The 17573-nt window shown below is 66.1% G+C and carries 17 protein-coding genes and 4 tRNA genes; 7 read left to right on the top strand and 14 right to left on the bottom strand.

The window, feature by feature from the left end; translation table 11 throughout:
• The first annotated feature begins 7 nt into the window (after positions 1–7).
• Positions 8–655 carry a queuosine precursor transporter gene (locus G7Y29_RS00565; RefSeq protein WP_165002954.1) on the top strand — a complete coding sequence of 216 codons (648 nt, stop codon included), beginning with the start codon at positions 8–10 and terminating at the stop codon, positions 653–655.
• On the opposite strand, the gene tgt is transcribed toward G7Y29_RS00565, so the two are convergent.
• The 6 genes from tgt to G7Y29_RS00535 all read right to left on the bottom strand — a co-directional run bounded on the left by tgt (position 612) and on the right by G7Y29_RS00535 (position 5702).
• Entirely contained in the window at positions 612–1871 is a 1260-nt protein-coding gene (gene tgt / locus G7Y29_RS00560) for a tRNA guanosine(34) transglycosylase Tgt (protein ID WP_165002956.1), read from the bottom strand. The two genes, G7Y29_RS00565 and tgt, sit on opposite strands and share 44 nt — an antisense overlap.
• Positions 1864–4248 (bottom strand): MMPL family transporter, encoded by a 2385-nt coding sequence (locus G7Y29_RS00555; protein ID WP_165002958.1) that lies wholly within the window; start codon positions 4246–4248, stop codon positions 1864–1866. Before G7Y29_RS00555 ends, tgt begins: the two co-directional genes overlap by 8 nt.
• Positions 4249–4343: 95 nt before the next feature.
• Positions 4344–4431: transfer RNA gene (locus G7Y29_RS00550), tRNA-Ser, on the bottom strand.
• Positions 4432–4469: 38 nt separating this feature from the next.
• Positions 4470–4676: a CsbD family protein gene (locus G7Y29_RS00545; RefSeq protein WP_165002960.1), complete on the bottom strand. Its 207-nt coding sequence runs from the start codon at positions 4674–4676 to the stop codon at positions 4470–4472.
• An 83-nt stretch (positions 4677–4759) separates the two neighbouring features.
• Complete coding sequence (locus G7Y29_RS00540) at positions 4760–5188, bottom strand: nucleoside deaminase (protein WP_165003289.1); 429 nt, start codon at positions 5186–5188, stop codon at positions 4760–4762.
• Positions 5189–5216: 28 nt separating this feature from the next.
• Positions 5217–5702, bottom strand: a complete 486-nt coding sequence (locus G7Y29_RS00535) for a tRNA adenosine deaminase-associated protein (protein ID WP_165002962.1) — start codon at positions 5700–5702, stop codon at positions 5217–5219.
• A 39-nt stretch (positions 5703–5741) separates the two neighbouring features.
• On the opposite strand from G7Y29_RS00535, the gene G7Y29_RS00530 reads away from it, so the two are divergent.
• Positions 5742–6776, top strand: coding sequence for a prephenate dehydrogenase (locus G7Y29_RS00530; protein ID WP_283248419.1), 1035 nt, complete (start codon positions 5742–5744; stop codon positions 6774–6776).
• A gap of 78 nt (positions 6777–6854) precedes the next feature.
• Here the strand turns inward: G7Y29_RS00530 and G7Y29_RS00525 are convergent.
• The 5 genes from G7Y29_RS00525 to G7Y29_RS00505 form a co-directional block, all read right to left on the bottom strand.
• Positions 6855–6927, bottom strand: a tRNA-Arg gene (locus G7Y29_RS00525).
• A gap of 60 nt (positions 6928–6987) precedes the next feature.
• Positions 6988–8352: a magnesium transporter gene (mgtE, locus tag G7Y29_RS00520; RefSeq protein WP_165002964.1), complete on the bottom strand. Its 1365-nt coding sequence runs from the start codon at positions 8350–8352 to the stop codon at positions 6988–6990.
• Between the two features lie 12 nt (positions 8353–8364).
• Complete coding sequence (locus G7Y29_RS00515; protein ID WP_165002966.1) at positions 8365–9045, bottom strand: potassium channel family protein; 681 nt, start codon at positions 9043–9045, stop codon at positions 8365–8367.
• A 1-nt stretch (position 9046) separates the two neighbouring features.
• Positions 9047–10108, bottom strand: coding sequence for a potassium transporter TrkG (locus tag G7Y29_RS00510; RefSeq protein WP_165003291.1), 1062 nt, complete (start codon positions 10106–10108; stop codon positions 9047–9049).
• 19 nt (positions 10109–10127) lie between these two features.
• A tRNA-Ser gene (locus G7Y29_RS00505) sits at positions 10128–10218 on the bottom strand.
• A 56-nt stretch (positions 10219–10274) separates the two neighbouring features.
• Here G7Y29_RS00505 and G7Y29_RS00500 point away from each other — a divergent pair.
• Together G7Y29_RS00500 and G7Y29_RS00495 are read left to right on the top strand one after the other, a co-directional pair.
• Positions 10275–11297 (top strand): histidinol-phosphate transaminase, encoded by a 1023-nt coding sequence (locus G7Y29_RS00500; RefSeq protein ID WP_165002968.1) that lies wholly within the window; start codon positions 10275–10277, stop codon positions 11295–11297.
• Positions 11298–11307: 10 nt separating this feature from the next.
• On the top strand, positions 11308–12444 hold the full coding sequence (locus tag G7Y29_RS00495) for a pyridoxal-phosphate-dependent aminotransferase family protein (protein WP_165002969.1): 1137 nt from the start codon (positions 11308–11310) through the stop codon (positions 12442–12444).
• A 1-nt stretch (position 12445) separates the two neighbouring features.
• Here the strand turns inward: G7Y29_RS00495 and G7Y29_RS00490 are convergent.
• Positions 12446–12533, bottom strand: a tRNA-Ser gene (locus tag G7Y29_RS00490).
• A 52-nt stretch (positions 12534–12585) separates the two neighbouring features.
• Between G7Y29_RS00490 and G7Y29_RS00485 the strand changes: the two genes are divergently transcribed.
• Positions 12586–13524: an NAD(P)H-quinone oxidoreductase gene (locus tag G7Y29_RS00485; RefSeq protein WP_165002972.1), complete on the top strand. Its 939-nt coding sequence runs from the start codon at positions 12586–12588 to the stop codon at positions 13522–13524.
• Between the two features lie 4 nt (positions 13525–13528).
• Here G7Y29_RS00485 and G7Y29_RS00480 read toward each other — a convergent pair whose 3' ends face one another.
• Positions 13529–14773 (bottom strand): aminotransferase class V-fold PLP-dependent enzyme, encoded by a 1245-nt coding sequence (locus G7Y29_RS00480; RefSeq protein ID WP_165002973.1) that lies wholly within the window; start codon positions 14771–14773, stop codon positions 13529–13531.
• Positions 14774–14922: 149 nt separating this feature from the next.
• On the opposite strand from G7Y29_RS00480, the gene wzm reads away from it, so the two are divergent.
• Positions 14923–15771, top strand: a complete 849-nt coding sequence (gene wzm, locus G7Y29_RS00475; protein WP_430393290.1) for a galactan export ABC transporter permease subunit Wzm/RfbD — start codon at positions 14923–14925, stop codon at positions 15769–15771.
• An 11-nt stretch (positions 15772–15782) separates the two neighbouring features.
• The gene (gene wzt, locus G7Y29_RS00470) at positions 15783–16580 is read left to right on the top strand and encodes a galactan export ABC transporter ATP-binding subunit Wzt/RfbE (protein WP_165002977.1); all 798 of its coding nucleotides are present in this window, start codon (positions 15783–15785) and stop codon (positions 16578–16580) included.
• A gap of 53 nt (positions 16581–16633) precedes the next feature.
• Here the strand turns inward: wzt and G7Y29_RS00465 are convergent, their stop codons facing one another.
• Positions 16634–17551 carry a hypothetical protein gene (locus tag G7Y29_RS00465; protein ID WP_165002979.1) on the bottom strand — a complete coding sequence of 306 codons (918 nt, stop codon included), beginning with the start codon at positions 17549–17551 and terminating at the stop codon, positions 16634–16636.
• Positions 17552–17573: the final 22 nt, after the last annotated feature.

Genomic DNA, 17573 nt, shown 5'->3' with positions numbered 1-17573 from the left:
ATTACGGGTGAACCGCGCCGCCACCCGCTCCCCGTACCCGATCCTGGTCGCCGTCTTCTGCGCGGTCTTCATCGTCTCGAACATCACAGCCCAGAAGGGCGTGCAGCTCGGGCCGCTGATTACCGACGGAGCGTTCTTCCTCTTCCCCGTCTCCTACATCATCGGCGATGTCATCGCCGAGGTCTACGGTTTCAACGCCGCGCGGCGCACCGTGTTCATCGGTTTCGGTGTCACGTTGCTCACCGTCGCGTCCTTCGCCATCGCCATCGCCCTGCCGGCGGCGCCGTTTTACGACGCCCAGGAGACCTTCGCCTCCGTTCTGGGCACACTGCCGCGCATCCTCATCGCCGGGCTCGCCGGCTACGTGGTCGGCCAGCTGCTCAACGCGTGGGTGCTGCAGAAGATGAAGGACCGCTTCGGGCCCAGCAGACTGTGGGCGCGCCTGATCGGCTCCACCATCGTCGGCGAGTTCTTCGACACCCTAATCTTCTGCGCGATCGCGGCCGGCGTCATCGGGATCGACACCCCCGCGCAGTTCATCAACTACGTCGTCGTGGGGTTCCTCTGGAAGACCCTGATGGAGGCGGTGCTGGTGCCCATCACCTACCAGGTCATTGCGTGGGTGCGCCGACTCGAGCGTAGTACCGCCCCATAAACTCGTCCCTGAACTGCTCGTAACTTCCGTCCTCGATGGACAACCGGATGTTGTCCACAAGGCGCAGCATGAACTCCAGGTTGTGCATGGTGCACAGCGTGCCGGCGAGGAACTCCTTCGCCTTGAGCAGGTGGTGGATGTACGCGCGGGAATAGTTCTGCGAGACGTACCCACCGAATTCCTCGTCGATGCCGGCGAAGTCGCGCTTGAAGCGGGCGCCGGTCAGGTTGATGCGCCCGTCGAGGGTGTAGACCCCGCCGCGGCGCCCAAGACGTGTGGGCGCGACGCAGTCGAAGGTGTCGGCCCCGGCTTCCACAGCGGCGAAGATGTCGTCCGGCTCGGAAATCCCGAGCAGGTGGCGCGGCTTGTCCGCCGGCAGCTCGTCGGTGACCCAGCCGACGATGGTGCCCAAGTTTTCCTTCTCCAGCGCGCCACCGATTCCGAAGCCGCCGAAGCCGCGCCTGCCCTCGTCGCGCGCCTGCCGGTCCAGCTCGAGCAAGCCGCGCGTGGCTTGCCGGCGCAGGTCCTCGTACTGCGCACCCTGCACCACGCCCCACAGCGATTGCAGGGGCTTGCCGGGGCGAGCGTGGGTGAGCCGGTCGTGCTCGTCCAGGCAGCGCTTTGCCCACCGGTGGGTGCGCTCGACAGACTTTTCCTGGTAAATACGGGTGTCCGCCAGTGTCGTCAGCTCGTCGAAGGCGAAGATGATGTCCGCGCCCAGCTGGTGCTGGATTTGCATGGACACCTCGGGGTTGAAGCGGTGCGCTGAGCCGTCGATGAAGCTCTTGAAATCCACACCGTCCTCGTCCACCTTGGCCAGGCGTTCCTTCTCACCCGCACGGATGTCGTTGCGCAGGTTCCGCGCCTCGTCCGTCACCGTGTCCATGTCCAGGACTTTCTTGTACCCGACGCCCAGGCTCATCACCTGGAACCCGCCGGAGTCTGTGTAGGTGGGGCCGTGCCAGTTCTCGAAGGCGGCCACTCCCCCGGCTTCGTCCACGATGTCGGGGCCGGGCTGCAGGTAGAGGTGGTAAGCGTTGGACAGGATCGCCTGCGCGCCCACTTGCCGGATCTGCTCCGGCGTCAGCGTTTTCACCGTGGCCTTCGTGGCCACCGGGATAAACGCGGGCGTCGCAATGTCCCCGTGCGGGGTGTGAATCACACCGGTGCGGGCCTTGCCCCGCTCGGTACCGACTTCGAAACTCAGATCACGCACGCTCGAACTCCTTCTCCAGCTCGGTGCCTTCCACGTCAACCTCGGGCAGCACGCGGTCCAGCCAGCGCGGCATCCACCAGGTTGCGCGCCCGAGGATGAACATCGTGGCGGGCACGAGGGTCATGCGGATAAAGAAGGCGTCGAAAAGCACTGCCGCAGCGAGCGCAAAGCCGAAGATCTGGATAAAGGGCAGGGGCTGATCCACGAACGCCACGAACACCGCGATCATGATGACGGCTGCGGCGGTGACCACGCGCGCACCCTGTGCGAAACCCTCCACCGTGGCCTCCTCCACGGCGCGGATCTCCGCACCGGGTCCGCTGCCCCTTTCCTTCAGGTAGTGCTCGCGGATGCGCGTGACCAGGAAGACCTGGTAGTCCATCGCCAGGCCGAATGTGACGCCGATGAGGAAGATCGGCATGAACGAGATGATCGGCGCGGGGGTGTTGACGAGGTCGAGGAAACCCATTTGGAACACGGCGATGGTCACGCCGAAGGCGGCGCCCACCGACAGCAAGAAGCCCAGGCCCGCAACCACCGGCACCATGATGGAGCGGAATACAAGGATGAGCAGGATAATGGCCAAGCCCACCACGATGGATAGGTAAAGCGGCATTGCGCCCGCGAGCTCTTCGGTGATGTCCATCTGCACCGCCGTTAGACCCGTGAGCCCGATCGTCACCCCAGTGGCGTCCTCGACCCGCGAGTTGGTCTCGCGCAGGCCGTGCGCCACGTCGAGAGTGAACTCCTCCTCCGGGCCAGTGGTGGGGGTAGCGGCGATCTGGGCCGCGGTGAGGTCGTCGTTGACGGCGACGAGCTGGGCGTGGCGGATGCCGTTCACGCTCTTGGCTTCGCTCACCGTGTACAGGAACGACGCCAGGGCCGCCTTCTCCGCGTCGCCACCAGTCTCGTCCGGCATGGCGTCCATGAAAGGCTGGAGGATCTCGGTGTCCGGGTTGACGTTGTGCGCGTCGACGATGACGAGGAACTGCCCGTTGACCCCGGGGCCAAAGCCCTCCGCCATGAGGTCCGCGGCCTTGCGCTGCGTGGTGTCCTTGTTCGACGTGGTATCGGCTGGAAGCGACATTTGCAGGTCCAACACCGGGATGGCGAGCGCACCCAGTCCGAGGACGACAGCTGCCATGATGACAGCCGGGAAGCGCTTGACCACGTTGACCCAGCTCCGGCCCATTGATCGGCGCGCCAGGTCTCTGGCGGGCCTCTTGCCGGGGCCGGGGTTACCTGCGACACCCGGGATCTTCACCGCGAACGCGCGGTCCCCCCACGCGCCGAGCAGCGCCGGGATAAGCGTGAGCGCGATGAGCACGGAAATGGCCACGGTCACGGCGGCGGAAAGGCCCATCCAGGTGAGGAACTCGATCTGCGCCAGCGCCAGAGCCACGAGCGCGGTGAACACCGTCAGACCCGCGAACACCACCGAAGAGCCCGCGGTGCCGGTAGCCAGACCGGCGGCGTCCGGCCCCGACAACCGCTGCCGCTCCTGCCTGTAACGAGACAGGATGAACAGCGCGTAGTCGATTCCGACGGCGAGGCCGATCATCACGGCCAGCACCGGGGTGATTTCGTTGAGCTCGACGAACCGGGTCGTCAGAACGATGAGAAGAGCGCCGATGCCCACGCCGACGACGGCGGTGATCACCGGCATCGACGCCGCCACGAGCGAACCGAACGTGATGAGCAGAACGACGAAAGCCACCGCCAGCCCGACGAGCTCGCTGGTGCTCTTGATCTCGATCGGCTCGCCGAAACCCGCCCCGCCTGCCTCAACCTGCAGGCCGGCGTCGCGCCCGATCTCCATCGCCCGGTTGACAACATCGCGCTCCTCCTGCGTGACCGTCATGGAGGACTCTGCGCCGAAGTCGAACGTGGTGTAACCGATCCGGGCGTCATCGGACAGCGTTCGTACGTTGTACGCATCCGCCTTGGCCGACTCCTCCGGCAACCCCATTTCGGTCATCTGGCCCACGATGGTGCGCGTGAGCTCTCCGTTGACCTCGACAGGGTTGCCGAAGCGTTCGGTCGAGGTAATGCCGTCGAGGTTGTCAGCGATGTACGCCACCGTGGCGTCCATGGCCGCCATGTTCTCCGGCGAATCCAACCGCTGCCCCTCCGGCGCAGCGAAAACCAGGTTGACCGTGGGGGCGTTCGCGATGTCGCCGGAGCCCGGGAAATTGTCGTCGAGAGTTTGCAGCGCCTCGATCGCGGGTGTGCCCGAGATGGAGAACTCGGAGGTGAACGGCTTCGACAGCGTGAGAGCGGCGCCCGCCGTGCCCGCGAGCAGGATCAGCCACGCCACGATGACCTGCCATTTATGCAGGTAAGACCAGCGCCCCACCTTGAACAGAAACTTCGCCACTATGCGCGTCCTTACATCTCGAGTTCGGTCTGCACCATCTTATAGGCGGCACGGGCAAAACCCCCGACCCGTGAGGTCGGAGGCTTTGCTTTGAGTGGCGGTAGCGGCGGGATTTGAACCCGCGGTGGTTTAACCCACACTCGCTTTCGAGGCGAGCACCTTCGGCCGCTCGGACACGCTACCGCCAATCAGACTAACGGTTGCGTGCCCGAGCAACCAAATTAGTTCTCGCGCGCGTCCTGGATCTTTGCCGCAGCGTCGTTGAAGGTGTCCTTGATGGCGTCGCCCGCCTCGGACGCCTTCTCGCGGATGTCGCCGCCAAGTTGGTCAGCCTTGCCCTCGTTCTCCAGGGACTTGTTGTCGGTGGCCTCGCCGAGGCCCTCCTTGATGTTGCCCTTGAGCTGGTCGCCCTTGCCTTCGAATGCCATGATCGGATCCTTTCTTCGGTTAGTGCAGTATGGCCCAACCTAGCAGCGGAGAATTCACCAGTGGGTAACAATTGTGTTGCAAGTCACCTCAAACGGCCGAAGAATTCGCTGAGAAGCGCCGCGTTCTCCGCCTCGTGCACCCCGCCGCGCACCTCGACGCGGTGGAGGTGGCGCGGGTCCCTCAGGGCGTCGAAAAGCGAACCGACTGCCCCCGTCTTGGGCTCGTACGCGCCGAAGACCAGGCTCTTCACGCGCGCACCCAGGATCGCGCCGGCGCACATCGTGCAGGGTTCGAGGGTGACCACCAGCTCGCAGCCGTCGAGACGCCATGTGCCCAGCGCCCGCGCGGCCTCGCGCAGGGCCTCGACCTCGGCGTGGGCTGTCGGATCGCCGTTCGCTTCTCGACGATTCACCCCACGCCCCACTTCCCTGCCGTGCGCGTCGTAGACGACCGCGCCCACGGGGACGTCGCCAAGCGGTGTGCCCTCGGCAACCTCTAAGGCGCGCGCCATGCGGAGGCGGGCGCGACGCTCGGGGCTGCTAGTCAAGGGCGTCCTCGAACTCACCCGCGAACCCGAGGTGGTCGGCGATGCGCTCGATCACGACGTGGGGATCGTCATCCGGGTCCAGCAACACGCCCATCATCTCGGCGTTGAGCCCGATGTCCTCCAGCATTTCGAAGTCCCCGTCCGGGTAACCGTCAACGTCGTCGAGGTCGGCCGGGTCAATGTCCGGTATCTCGATGCCGGACTCGTGGGCAATCTCGGCGGCGAAATCGTCGTCCACCGCCATCGTCGCGTCCGAAATGACCAGGCGCGTGCGCGACGGGCCGGGTCGGACAATAACGAGGAAATCCTCCTCCACATTGAGAATGGCGAACGCCGCTCCCTCGCTGCGCAGGTTGCGCACCGCGTTGACGGACGTCTCCAGGCTGTCGAAGGAGTCGTCGAACTCGCGGACGACCCACCCGCCGCCCTCTTGGGCGACCGTGACCGCGTAACCGTCCTCAAAACCGTCCTGACTCATGGATAGTCAGCGTAGTCCCGGTGTGTAAGACTTGTCACCGTGACATCTTCACCTAACTACCTGCTCCCGCCCGTGTGCATCCTCGGCCTCGGGCTCATCGGGGGATCCCTCATGCGCGACCTCTCCGCCCGCGGCGAGCGGGTGTACGGTTACAACCGCTCCCGCTCCGCGACACGCGCAGCCCAGAAGGAAGGCTTCGGCGTCTCCTCTGATCTGGCGGAGACACTCGCCCGCGCTTCGGGTGACAACGCGCTACTGGTTGTCGCCGTACCCATGGACGCGGTCGCCGAGGTATTCGACGCCGTGGCCGAGCATGCGCCGCACTGCGGCATCACCGACGTGGTCAGCGTGAAGAAGCCGGTGTACGACCTCGTTCGCGCCCGGGGGTTGGAAGGGCAGTACGTGGGCGGGCACCCCATGTCCGGCACCGAGAACTCCGGCTGGGGCGCGTCCCAGGAGGGGTTGTTCCACCGCGCCGCGTGGGCCGTGACCTACGACTGGGCAGACGAGCTCGACGCCGCGGGCACAACTGTCCCGGAGTCGTGGTCGGAGCTGTTCACGCAGGTCTGCGCGTTGGCGGCCCTGACCGGCGCCGAGGCTGTGCCCGTCTCCGTCGGGCGCCACGACGAAGCCGTCGCCCGCGTGTCCCACCTGCCCCATGTGATTGCAGAGGCGCTCGCCATCGTCGGCGACCACGGCGGCACCCTCGCCCAGTCACTCGCGGCCGGCTCGTTCAAGGGTGCGACCCGCGTCGCCGGCACGGATCCCTCGCTGGTACGCAACATGTGCGAAACCAACGCAGAGGCCCTAGTGCCCGTGCTGGATGAGTACCTCACGCTTCTCACGCGAACCCGCGACTCGCTCTCTGGGGACAACCCTTCGATCCAGTCGCTCGCCGAGGCGGGCAACCGCGCCTACGTTCGCATGGGCGCGCGCTCGGGTGCCCGGCGCGAGTCTGTCTCACCGGTGAAGATTTCCTCACGCCCCGTCATGCGTGTGCACCCCGGCGGGCCGGGGTGGGTGAAGCAGCTCAAGCAGATCGAGGCGCTTGGCGGGCGCGTCGAGGTGTTCTGAGAAGCGGAACTTTCTTCCGCCTCAACCGCCCAGCGCATAGAAAAAGTCCCGAACCTCTCGGCTCGGGGCTTCAAGTTGTGCGCCCGGAGGGATTCGAACCCCCAACCTTCTGATCCGTAGTCAGATGCTCTATCCGTTGAGCTACGGGCGCTGGCAACGAAATAGAACATTACACCGCACGCCCGGAGGCACCAAAACGGCAGGTCAGAGGTTAAATCCCCAGAACCGTCTTCGCCATCAGGAAGTAAATCACAAGTCCCGTCGCATCGCAGAACGTAGAGATGAACGGGTTGGAGAACACCGCCGGGTCGGCGCCGACGGCCTTGGCAATGATCGGCATCATCCCGCCCACGGTGGCCGAGAACGTACAGATCAGAAACAGCGTCGCACCGATCACGGTGCCGATGTTCAGGTCAAACACCAGGGTGGCAATGGCGAAGCCCAAACCTCCGAGCACCGAGCCCAGCATCAGCCCCACCCGCAGTTCGCGCCACATGACCTTCAGGATGTCGCTCTTGCGGACGTCGTTTAGCGCGAGTGCCCTGGTCACAGTCGTGGCGGCCTGGTTGCCCGTGTTGCCGCCGGTGCCGGTGAGCAGCGGGATAAACAGCGAAAGGACGACGGCCTTCTCCAGCGTCGCCTCGAAAACGTCGAGGACTTGGACGGTGAGGATCGCGGAGAACGCTAGCACCAGCAACCACACGATGCGGCTGCGCACGAGACGGATCACTGGCGTGGACAGGTAGGGCTTGCGCAGCGCCTCGGAGCCGCCCATACGCGCGGAATCCTCCGAGTTGGCACCTTCGACCACGTCGTTCGCCTCGTCGAAGGTGAATATCCCCAGCAGGCGGAAGTCGTCGTCGACGACAGGCACGGCGAGGCGGCCCGAGGACAGCAGCCAGCGCGCGGAGTCCTCGAGGTTGTCGTCCGCCCGGAACACGCTGGGGCTCTCCATCAGCTCGGAGACTTTGTCGGTGCCTGCCGCGCGGAATAGGGAGCGCATCCGAAGCACGCCGCACACGATGCGGTCCTCGTCGACGACCGGGACGGTGTAAATGGTCTCCAGCGTGTCCACCCCGTCGCGCAACTGCTCGACCACCTCGTCGACCGTCATCACCGGCGTCACCACCGGCACTCTCGGCGACATCCTGCGCCCGACGGTGCCCTTCTTGTAACCGAGCACGACTCCGGTGACCTTTTGGTCGTCCTCGTCCAGCTCGCGGATGAGACGATCGGCGATTTCAGCGGGCAGGTGGTCGAGCAGCGCGACGCGGTCCTCAGCACCGAGCGCGCCGAAGTAGTTGACCACCTTGTCGTCACCCAGAGCACGGATGATGTCGGCCTGGTGCGCGGCGCCGAGGGCGTCGAAAAGCGCGGCCGACCGCTCGGGCGGCAACAACCGCAGGATTTTCGCGCCGCGGCTCGGGCTTGCCCGCACGACAAGGCCTTTGAGGTCGCGGAAGCTGAGCTCCGCGAGCTGGGCCTGAATCTCCTCGAGCTCTTCGGCCTTCGCTTCTCGACGCCCTCCCAGACGCCGTTCCAAATCCCTCGCTGCTGCCGGATGCGCTGTTTTCATGTCCCAAGTCTCCTATTTCGAAAACTTCTCCAGCGCACCGGGGCTGCCCGCGGCGACGATGTAATCGGTGGATCGCAGAGTGTAACCGTCCGTCAGCGGCACCCAGCTACCCTCCCCAACCCTGACGGAGACCAGCTGCACGTGGTGCGCCCGCCAGATCTCGTCGAGGTCGAGGGCGCGCCCCAGCACCGCCGGCGGAGGCGCGAGGCGGGTTACACCGTAGTCCGGGGCGATCTCCGCGAAATCGCTGAACCGGCCGCCGAGCAGGTGCGCGACGCGGCGGCCGGTGTCGCGCTCGGGGCGGATCACATGGTGGGCACCGATCTGGCGCAGGATGCGGCCGTGCGCCTCGGAGTCGGCTTTCGCCCAGATGTCCTTGACCCCGAGCTCGACCAGGTTGGAGGCGGTGAGGATGGATGATTCGAGGTGGGAGCCGATGGCCAGAACGACGCGCTCCACCTCGTCCACGCCCAACTGCCGCAGCGCCTCGGGGTCGGAGGTGTCGGCGGTGACGGCCTCCGTGAGGAAGGGGGCCTGTTCACGCACGACCTTCTCGTCGTCGTCGATGCCCATGACCTCGACACCGTGGGCCATGAGCTCTCGTGCGAGGGAGGTTCCGAATCGGCCCAGCCCGATGACCACGATCGGGGGGATGTCGATGGTGGGCTTCGACGTGCTGAACGGTTTGAACATGCTAGCCAATGAAGGGCCTTTCCTCGGGGTACTCGAATCGACGGGTGATGGCCCTGGCCGCCAGGGCCGCGACCAGGGTAGTGGGGCCGACGCGGCCCAGATACATAATGAGACAGAGGATAATCTGGGACGGCGCCGAGAGGTTCGCCGTGATGCCGGTGGACAGACCCACAGTTGCGAAGGCGGACATTACCTCGAAGGACACCTGGTCACCGGTGAACTCGGTGTCGAAGACGCGCAGCGCCGCCACCCCCGCTGTGACCACGGCGACGCCGGCAAACGCCAGCGCGAGCGCCTGGCGAGTGAGGGAGTACGGCAGGGTGCGATGCCCGATGGAGGTGCGCTCGCGCCCCAGAAACTCCGAGGCCATCGCGGCGAGAAGCACGCACGCCGTGGTGACTTTGACGCCGCCGGCCGTGCCTGCGGAGCCGCCGCCGATGAACATGAGGATGTCGGTGCCCATCAGGGTGATGGGGTGGGCGTCGGCGTAGTCGATGGCGTTGAATCCCGCCGTGCGTGGCGACGCCCCCATGAAGAACGCATTGAGCAGTTTCTGCCCCACACCCATCTCACGCAGCACCCCGTTCCACTCCGCTTGCGCGGTGAACACCATGCCGGCCACCAGCAGGAACACAGTGGATACCAGGGTCATCCGCGCTGTAATGGAAATCCGGTGCACGTGGGCGCGTTTCCGGAGGAGCCTGAGAAGCTCCGCCCAGACGGGGAAGCCGAGGCCGCCGCCGATCAGCGCCGCGGCCAGCGGGATGATGCCGAGGCCGCCTAGCTGGATAAGCGCGAGGATGATCGCCTGGCCCACCGGTGTCCAGTACGTGCCGGTGTCCTCGACGACGAGGCCCGTGAGCGACACCGCGGACGTCGCGGTGAATAGGGCAGGCAAAAACGGAGTCCACTGCGGCCCGGCAGTGGAAAACGGCATCATCAGCAGCACTGTGCCGAGGAAAATGAGCACAAGGAAGCCCACGGCGGTCAACCGGGCCGGTCCGAGGCGCCCGACAAAGGGCGGGAGTTTTACGAGCGAAAAGCATACCCCCGCTCGCGACATCGCAAGCGGGGGCAGCAACTGGCGGAGACGACAGGATTTGAACCTGCGGCCCTCGTCAAGAGGGCAACTCCTTAGCAGGGAGCCCCATTCGGCCACTCTGGCACGTCTCCAGACCTTTTTGCATACTACCCAACGCGCGGCCGTGCCACAAAATAGACTGAGCGGCATGATCCGCCCCGACATCGCAGCCATTCCCCCGTACGTTCCCGGCAAGCGCGACGAGCGCGCGCTGAAACTGTCGTCCAACGAATCGGCCGACGCGCCGCTGGGAGCTGCTGCCCGCGCGATGGCGGACGTGGCGCGCACCGCAAACCGCTACCCGGACATGTTCGCCGTCGAGTTGCGCGAGACCCTCGCGGAGCACCTCGGCGTCACATTTGAGCAGGTCGTGGTGGGCAACGGCTCCTCCGCCCTGTTGCAACAGCTGGTCCAGGCCACCTGCACGCCGGAAAACAACGTGATTTACGCCTGGCGCAGCTTCGAGGCCTACCCAATCTTCCTGCAGGTCGTCGGCGCGCAGGCCCGCCCTGTTCCCATCACCCGCGAGGGCAGGCACGACCTCGAGCGCATGGCTTCACTTATCGACGCCTCCACGTCCCTGATCTTCCTCTGCTCCCCCAACAACCCCTCCGGCCAGGTGATCTCGAACGCCGAGTTCGACGCCTTCATGGCGAAGGTGCCCGGCCACGTCACCGTGGCGCTGGATGAGGCCTACTTCGAGTACAACCGTGACGAGGACGCCGTGGTGGGCACCGAGGCGATCCGCCGCTACCCCAACGTCGTGGCGCTGCGGACGTTTTCCAAGGCCTACGGCCTGGCGGGCGTGCGCGTCGGCTACGCCTTCGGTCCGCAGGACATCATCGGGGCGCTGACCGCTGTCGCCATCCCCTTCCAGGTCAGCTCGGTGGCCCAGGCCGGTGCCATCGCTTCCCTCGGTGCGCAGGGGGAGGTCGCAGCGCGCACCGAGGAGACCGTCGCGGTGCGCGACGAGGTGGCGGATCGAATCGGGGCTGCCCGCAGCCAGGCGAACTTTGTGTGGTTGCCCGACGTCGACGCGGCGCGGATCAGCGAGCAGCTCGCCGCCCACGGCGTACTCACCCGCGCCTTCCCAGAGGGTTTGCGCGTGACGGTCACCAACCGCGAGGAAGCGGTGCAGTTTTTGCGCGCCTGGGACACCGTGCAGGGCTAATGTATGGGACATGACGCAACTGCCCCGCACTGATATTGACCCGGACGGCCTCCTCGAGTACTCGGTGGTGTTCACCGACCGCTCTCTGAACCACATGTCGCGCAAGTTCATCACCGCGACCCAGGAGCTGCTTGGCATTCTCACCGAGACCTACAACGCCGATACCGCGGTGTTGATCCCCGGCGGCGGAACCGCGGCCATGGAAGCGGTCGCGCGTCAGCTCTTCACCGGCAAGAAGGTCCTCATTATCCGCCAGGGCAACTTCACGTTCCGCTGGACCCAGATCATTGAGAAGGGTGCCATCACCGACCAGGTCAAGGTGCTCAATGCGGTGCCTACGGACGACACCGACACCCCCTCGTACGCCCCGCCCGCTATCGAGGATGTGCGCGCGGCCATCGCCGAGTTCGGCCCGGACGTCGTCGTTACCGCCCACACCGAGACGGCCTCCGGCACCACGCTCGGGCCCGAGTACACCGCGGCGCTGGGTGAGGCCGCCCAGGCCGCAGGCGCGCTTTTCGTGCTCGACTGCATCGCGGCCGGCGCCGACTTCACCGACATGCGCGCCTCGCGTGTCGACGTCCTCATCTCCGCCCCCCAGAAGTCCTGGTCCGGCTCCCCCGCCACCGGCTACGTCATGCTGGGCGATCGGGCCCGCGAGGAGGTGCTGGCCACCGAGTCCACCTCGTTCACTCTGGACCTGAAGAAATGGCTGGAGCTGTTCGAAGGCTACCGCGACGGCGCGGCCGCCTACCACTCCACGCTGCCGACCGACACGATCGTGCGCAACCTTGAGGTGATGAAGGAATCCCTGGCCGTGGGCCTCGACGTCCTCGCGCAGCGCCAGGTCGAGCTCGGCCGCGCGGTGCGCGAGGCGGCCTCCGCCCGCGGTTACAAGTCCGTGGCGGCCGAGGGCTACGAGTCCAACGGCGTCGTCGTGCTCTACGCCGATTCCCCCGAGCTGCAGAACGGTGCGGTGCTCAAGCCCCACGGTGTGCAGATCGCCGCCGGTGTGCCCCTACGGATCGGCGAGGCGGAGGGATTTGCCACCTTCCGCATCGGGCTGTTCGGCCTGGACAAGTGGGAGGACCCGCAGGCCGCGGCGCAGCGGCTTATCGACGCCCTCGACGCCGCGCGGTCTAAGTAATTGGCGGAGACGGCGGGATTTGAACCCGCGGAGGTTTGACCCTCGCCGGTTTTCAAGACCGGTGCATTCGGCCGCTCTGCCACGTCTCCAGTGCCGAGATTGTAACCTACGGCCCCCGCACTTTCGTTAATCTGGGGTGCCATGAAAGCAATCCAGCTCGCAGACCCCGACAATCCCCGCTCCCTGGAGCTGCGGGACGTGCCTACTCCCGAGCCCCAGGAGGGCGAGGTACTGGTCAAGGTCGCGGCCACCGGCGTGAACCGCGGCGACCTGATGCAGGCCAGGGGCATGTACCCGCCGCCGAAGGGTGAGTCGGAGATCATCGGCCTGGAGTGCGCGGGCACGGTGGTAGGAACCGGCGAGGAGGTCGGTTGCCTGCTCGCAGGCGGTGGCTACGCGGAGTACGTCGCCGTGCCGGAGGGCCAGCTGACGCCCCTGCCGACGGGCTTCAACCTGGTCGACACCGCCGGTGTTGTCGAGGTCGCGTGCACCGTCTGGTCCAACCTGGGCATGCTCGCCGGCGTCAAACCCGACGACCGCGTGCTCATCCACGGCGGTGCGGGCGGCATCGGGTCCTTCGCCATCCAGCTGTGCAAGGCGCTCGGTTGCGAGGTCGCCACAACCGCCGGCAGCGCGGACAAACTGGAGTACTGCCGAGGCCTCGGAGCCGACATCGCCATCAACTACCACGACCAGGATTTCGCCGAGGAGCTCAAGGGCTCCTGCGACATCATCCTCGACATCATGGGCGGCTCCTACCTGGAGCAAAACGTGAGGAGCCTCGCTGTCGACGGCCGCCTCGTCGTCATCGCTCTGCAGGGCGGCCCGAAGGGCACCCTCAACCTGGGCCGCATGCTCACGCGTCGGCAGTCCGTCCACGCCACCACGCTGCGCGCCCGCCCGCGCCCGATGAAGGCCGCGGTGGTCGACAGCACCGTCAAGAACGTCTGGCCGCTGCTTGAGAGCGGCGAGATCAAGGCGAACGTGAGCAAGACTTTTTCGCTTGGCGACGCCTCCCTCGCCCACGACTACCTCGACTCCGGCGAGCACACCGGCAAGGTTGTGCTCACGGTGGACTAAGACGTTAGGCCAGCGACGCCACGGTGCGGATGAGCTGTTCGATGTCCGCGGTGGTGTTGAACGGCCCGAGCGACACGGTGACCGCGCCACCGAGGTCGCCCACGCCCATGTCCTCTGTGAGCTGGCACTGAGGTGTCAGCGTGGCCACGATGCCGTGGGCGAAGAGCCGCTGGTGCACAGTCTGGGCCGGCACGCCCTTCACCCCGAACGAGAGGCGCGGGATGCGGTCTACCTCAGCCCCGGACTCCGCCGCGGCCTCGCCGGAGACACCCACAATGTGCACCGCGGGCAAAGTGCCCAGGAAGGTATGCAGCTCGTCGCGCAGGCGCTCCAGGTAGGCGGACGTCTCCGTCATCGAGTTAACTAGGCGTGTGCGTCTGGAGGCGCGGCCAGCGGGGGCGTCGACAAGCGCGGCGTAGTGGTCGATCGTGGGCGCAACTGCTCCCGCCAGACCTGGGGAAACCCCGAGACCCACGCGCGCGGCACCGGCCGCTGCGGGGTCACCGACGGGCGCAAGACGACCGAACATCGCCTCGTCGCGGAACACCAACGCCGCGATCTCCGGTCCGCCCATCTCCTTCAGGTCCACGGCCACGATATCCGCGTTCCACTCGTCGAAATGGATGGGGCGGTACGGGGCGTAGGCGGAGGCGTCGACAAGCACCCACGCCCTGGAAGCGGCGCGCACCGTTTCCACGATCTCGCCCACGGGCGCGACGGTGCCCAGGTAGGGGTGCGCGGCGGGCACGGACACCAGACGCGTGGTGCCGTCGACCAGATCCATGTACTGCCAACCCGGCAGCGCGCCAGTGGCCAGGTCGGCCGCCGCCCAGCTCACCTTGGCATCAACCCGCTGGAGCGCCGATGTCAACTCCACGCGGTCAACGTTGTTGAGCACCACCGCGGAATTGCGGCGCAGCAGCGGGCTCATCGCCGCCGCGAGCGAGGAATAAAGATACGGCAGACCCGGCCCGAGGACGACCCGCTCCGGGGTGGCGCCGACGAGATCGGCTACGGCGACGGCGGCGTCGTCAAGCAGGCTCCGCCCCTCCGGCGAACCGGAGGCGGGCTTAGCGTGCGACCCGGCCGCAGGCTCCGGCCTGGAAACGGCCGTGGCGGTGCGGAACGACCGCGCGACCGCGGACGACACACGCTCCGGAACCTGCGGGCAATCATGGGCGTTGAGGTAAATCCAGCCGTCGGATAGCGAGGTGTAGAGGCCGCGCACACCCGCAACGTCGTAGGACACGAATCCACCTCCCTTCTTAACCAGACCAATTATGCACACCGCCGGCCCGCAACGCACACTCCCACGTGAGCCGCGCGCGCTGGGCTAGGGTGTTCCATGTGCAGGACAACCAGAAGCTGCGGGACCGCTTGCTCAGCGACGTCGCCCGCATGACAACCGACGGGTCGGCGAACACGCCGCCGTCGAAGTCCAAGACCTTTTCTATGGCGTTCAGGGACCTCGTGCGCGGGTGGAACCAGCACGAGCTGTGGCTCCAGCTCGGCTGGCAGGACATCAAGCAGCGCTACCGCCGCAGCACTCTCGGCCCGCTGTGGATCACCATCGCCACCGGCGTGATGGCGCTCGCCCTAGGCCTTTTGTACTCCATGCTGTTCCAGATTTCGGTGCGCGAGTTCCTCCCCCACGTCACCGTCGGGTTCATCGTGTGGGGCTTCATCTCCGGCTGCATCAAGGACGGCGCCGACATCTTCATCGAGAACGAGGGCCTGATCAAGCAACTGCCCTCGGCGCTGTCCGTCCACGTCTACCGCCTGGTGTGGCGCCAGTTGCTCTTCTTGGCGCACAACATGGTGATCTGGCTCCTGCTGGTCGTGGTGTTCCAGATTCCGCTCACCTGGAACACGTTGCTGGCCGTGCCCGCGCTCGCGCTACTGGTGGTCAACAGCGTCTGGGTGACCATGCTTTTCGGCATTATCGCGACGCGATTCCGCGACGTCGCTCCGCTGTTGGAGGCCATGGTGCAGCTTTTGTTCTACGTCACCCCGATCGTGTGGACCACCCAAACGCTGCGTGAACAGGGCGGTGAGGTCGCCGAGCGCGCCCGCATCGCCGAGCTCAACCCGCTCTACCACTACCTCGAAATCGTGCGCGGCCCGCTCATCGGCGTCGACGTCCCGCTCTACCACTGGGGCATTGTCGGGGCCGTCACCGTCGTCGGCCTCCTGGTCGCGCTCGCCGTCATGCGCCAGTGGCGCTTCCGCGTCCCGTACTGGGTATAAGGACTCTATTTATGGTTTCCATCGACACCTACAACGCCTGCGTCGACTTCCCCATCTTCGACGCCAAGTCCCGCTCTTTGAAAAAGGCGGTCGTCTCTTCGGCTGGCGGCGCGATCGGCAAAAACGCCTCCAACACCGTGGTTGTTGAGGCGTTGAAAGACATCAACCTCCACCTGCGCGAGGGTGACCGCGTAGGGCTGGTCGGCCACAACGGCGCCGGCAAGTCCACCCTGCTGCGCCTCTTGTCCGGGATTTATGAGCCGACGCGCGGCGTCGCCGACGTCCGCGGCCGCGTCGCGCCCGTCTTCGACCTGGGCGTGGGCATGGACCCGGAGATTTCAGGCTACGAGAACATCATCATCAGAGGGTTGTTCCTCGGCCAGTCCCGCCGGCAGATGCGCGCCAAGATCGACGAGATCGCGGAGTTCTCCGAGCTCGGCGACTACCTGAACATGCCGCTGCGCACCTACTCCACCGGCATGAGGGTCCGCCTGGCCCTCGGCGTGGTCACTTCCATCGAGCCCGAGATTTTGCTTCTCGACGAAGGTATCGGCGCTGTCGACGCCGCCTTCATGGCCAAGGCCCGGGTCAAGCTAGCCGAGATGGTCAAGCGCTCCGGCATCTTGGTCTTCGCCTCGCACTCTAACGACTTCCTGGCGCAGCTGTGCACGACGGCCCTGTGGGTGGACAAGGGCCAGATCAAGGAGGCCGGACTGGTGTCCGACGTGGTGTCGGCGTACGAGGGGCCGGAGGCCGGCGGGTATGTGGCCGATCTGGTCCGGCGCTTCCACGGGGAGGCGGCGGTGTGAGAAATGTTGGTCGACCACCCCAACATTTCTCAGTTTCCCCAGGTCGGATTTGCTCAGCCCCAACATTTCTCACTGAGTAATCTGCCCAGCCGCTCAGGCAACTCGATCAAGGTGGCGGAGGAGAATCTCAGGGGTGTCCACCCATTGGCGGTCGCTTCCAGGTTAATCAGGGAATCCTTCTGACGCTGGCTGTATTCCCAGTGGTGCTGCCCGTCGTACATGAGGCCGATCCGCGGTTCAAGCAGAGCGAAGTCAAAGACCGTGATCAATCGGCCACCGCTTCTCACCGGGTATTGCTCCCGCAGGGAAAGGGAATACTGGCGGGCGACATCGCGAGCCAGAAGGCGCATCTCAGTTTCCTTGGGTGAATCGGCCAACGCGCTGGAGAGCCCCCACACCTTCTCCAACCACGGCCTGCGCAACCGGTAGCGCCCTGCTGCCAGCACATCCGCCTCCTGGACGCCTAGATGCCGGCGGACGCAATCGATGAGCTGCACCGCCGGGAGCACCCCGCCGCCTGCCGCTTTCAGCGCCTGGACAGTGGCCACCGCGGGAGAAGCGATGCGGAAAGGGTAGTCCCTGAGCTTCACCGTCCACACCTCGTGTGGCCGGTAGGTCAGGCGCACGACGGTCGGAGTCAGCGGACCGCCGACAGTGTTCGCAGCCACCGCGCAGCTCAGCGTGGTGTCGTGCCCCTCCACAAGATACGGCAGGCGGTAGACGGCCAGCGCGCTGAATCCGGTGATCACGGACCCCGGCCACTCCAACGCGTGGGCGAAAGCACGGGCGGCCGCGGGGGCCGGGTAGCGGGTGCCGCGCGGGTGGGCACGGGCGTTGACGTCGACGACCCAGTTCTCCAGCTGTTGCAAGGCCGGTAAGTAGCGGCGCCGGGAAATCCGGACGCACCCGTCGCCGGGGGTTTGCGTGATGTCCCAGGGACAGAAGACGGGCATGCCGTTGTGGGGTTGCATACCTACTTAGAGTCCAAACCGG

The organism is Corynebacterium qintianiae (genome assembly GCF_011038645.2).
In the GTDB taxonomy this organism is placed as follows: domain Bacteria; phylum Actinomycetota; class Actinomycetes; order Mycobacteriales; family Mycobacteriaceae; genus Corynebacterium; species Corynebacterium qintianiae.
The sequence above is the reverse complement of the archived record's forward strand: the minus strand, read 5'-3'. Positions and strand labels throughout refer to the sequence as shown.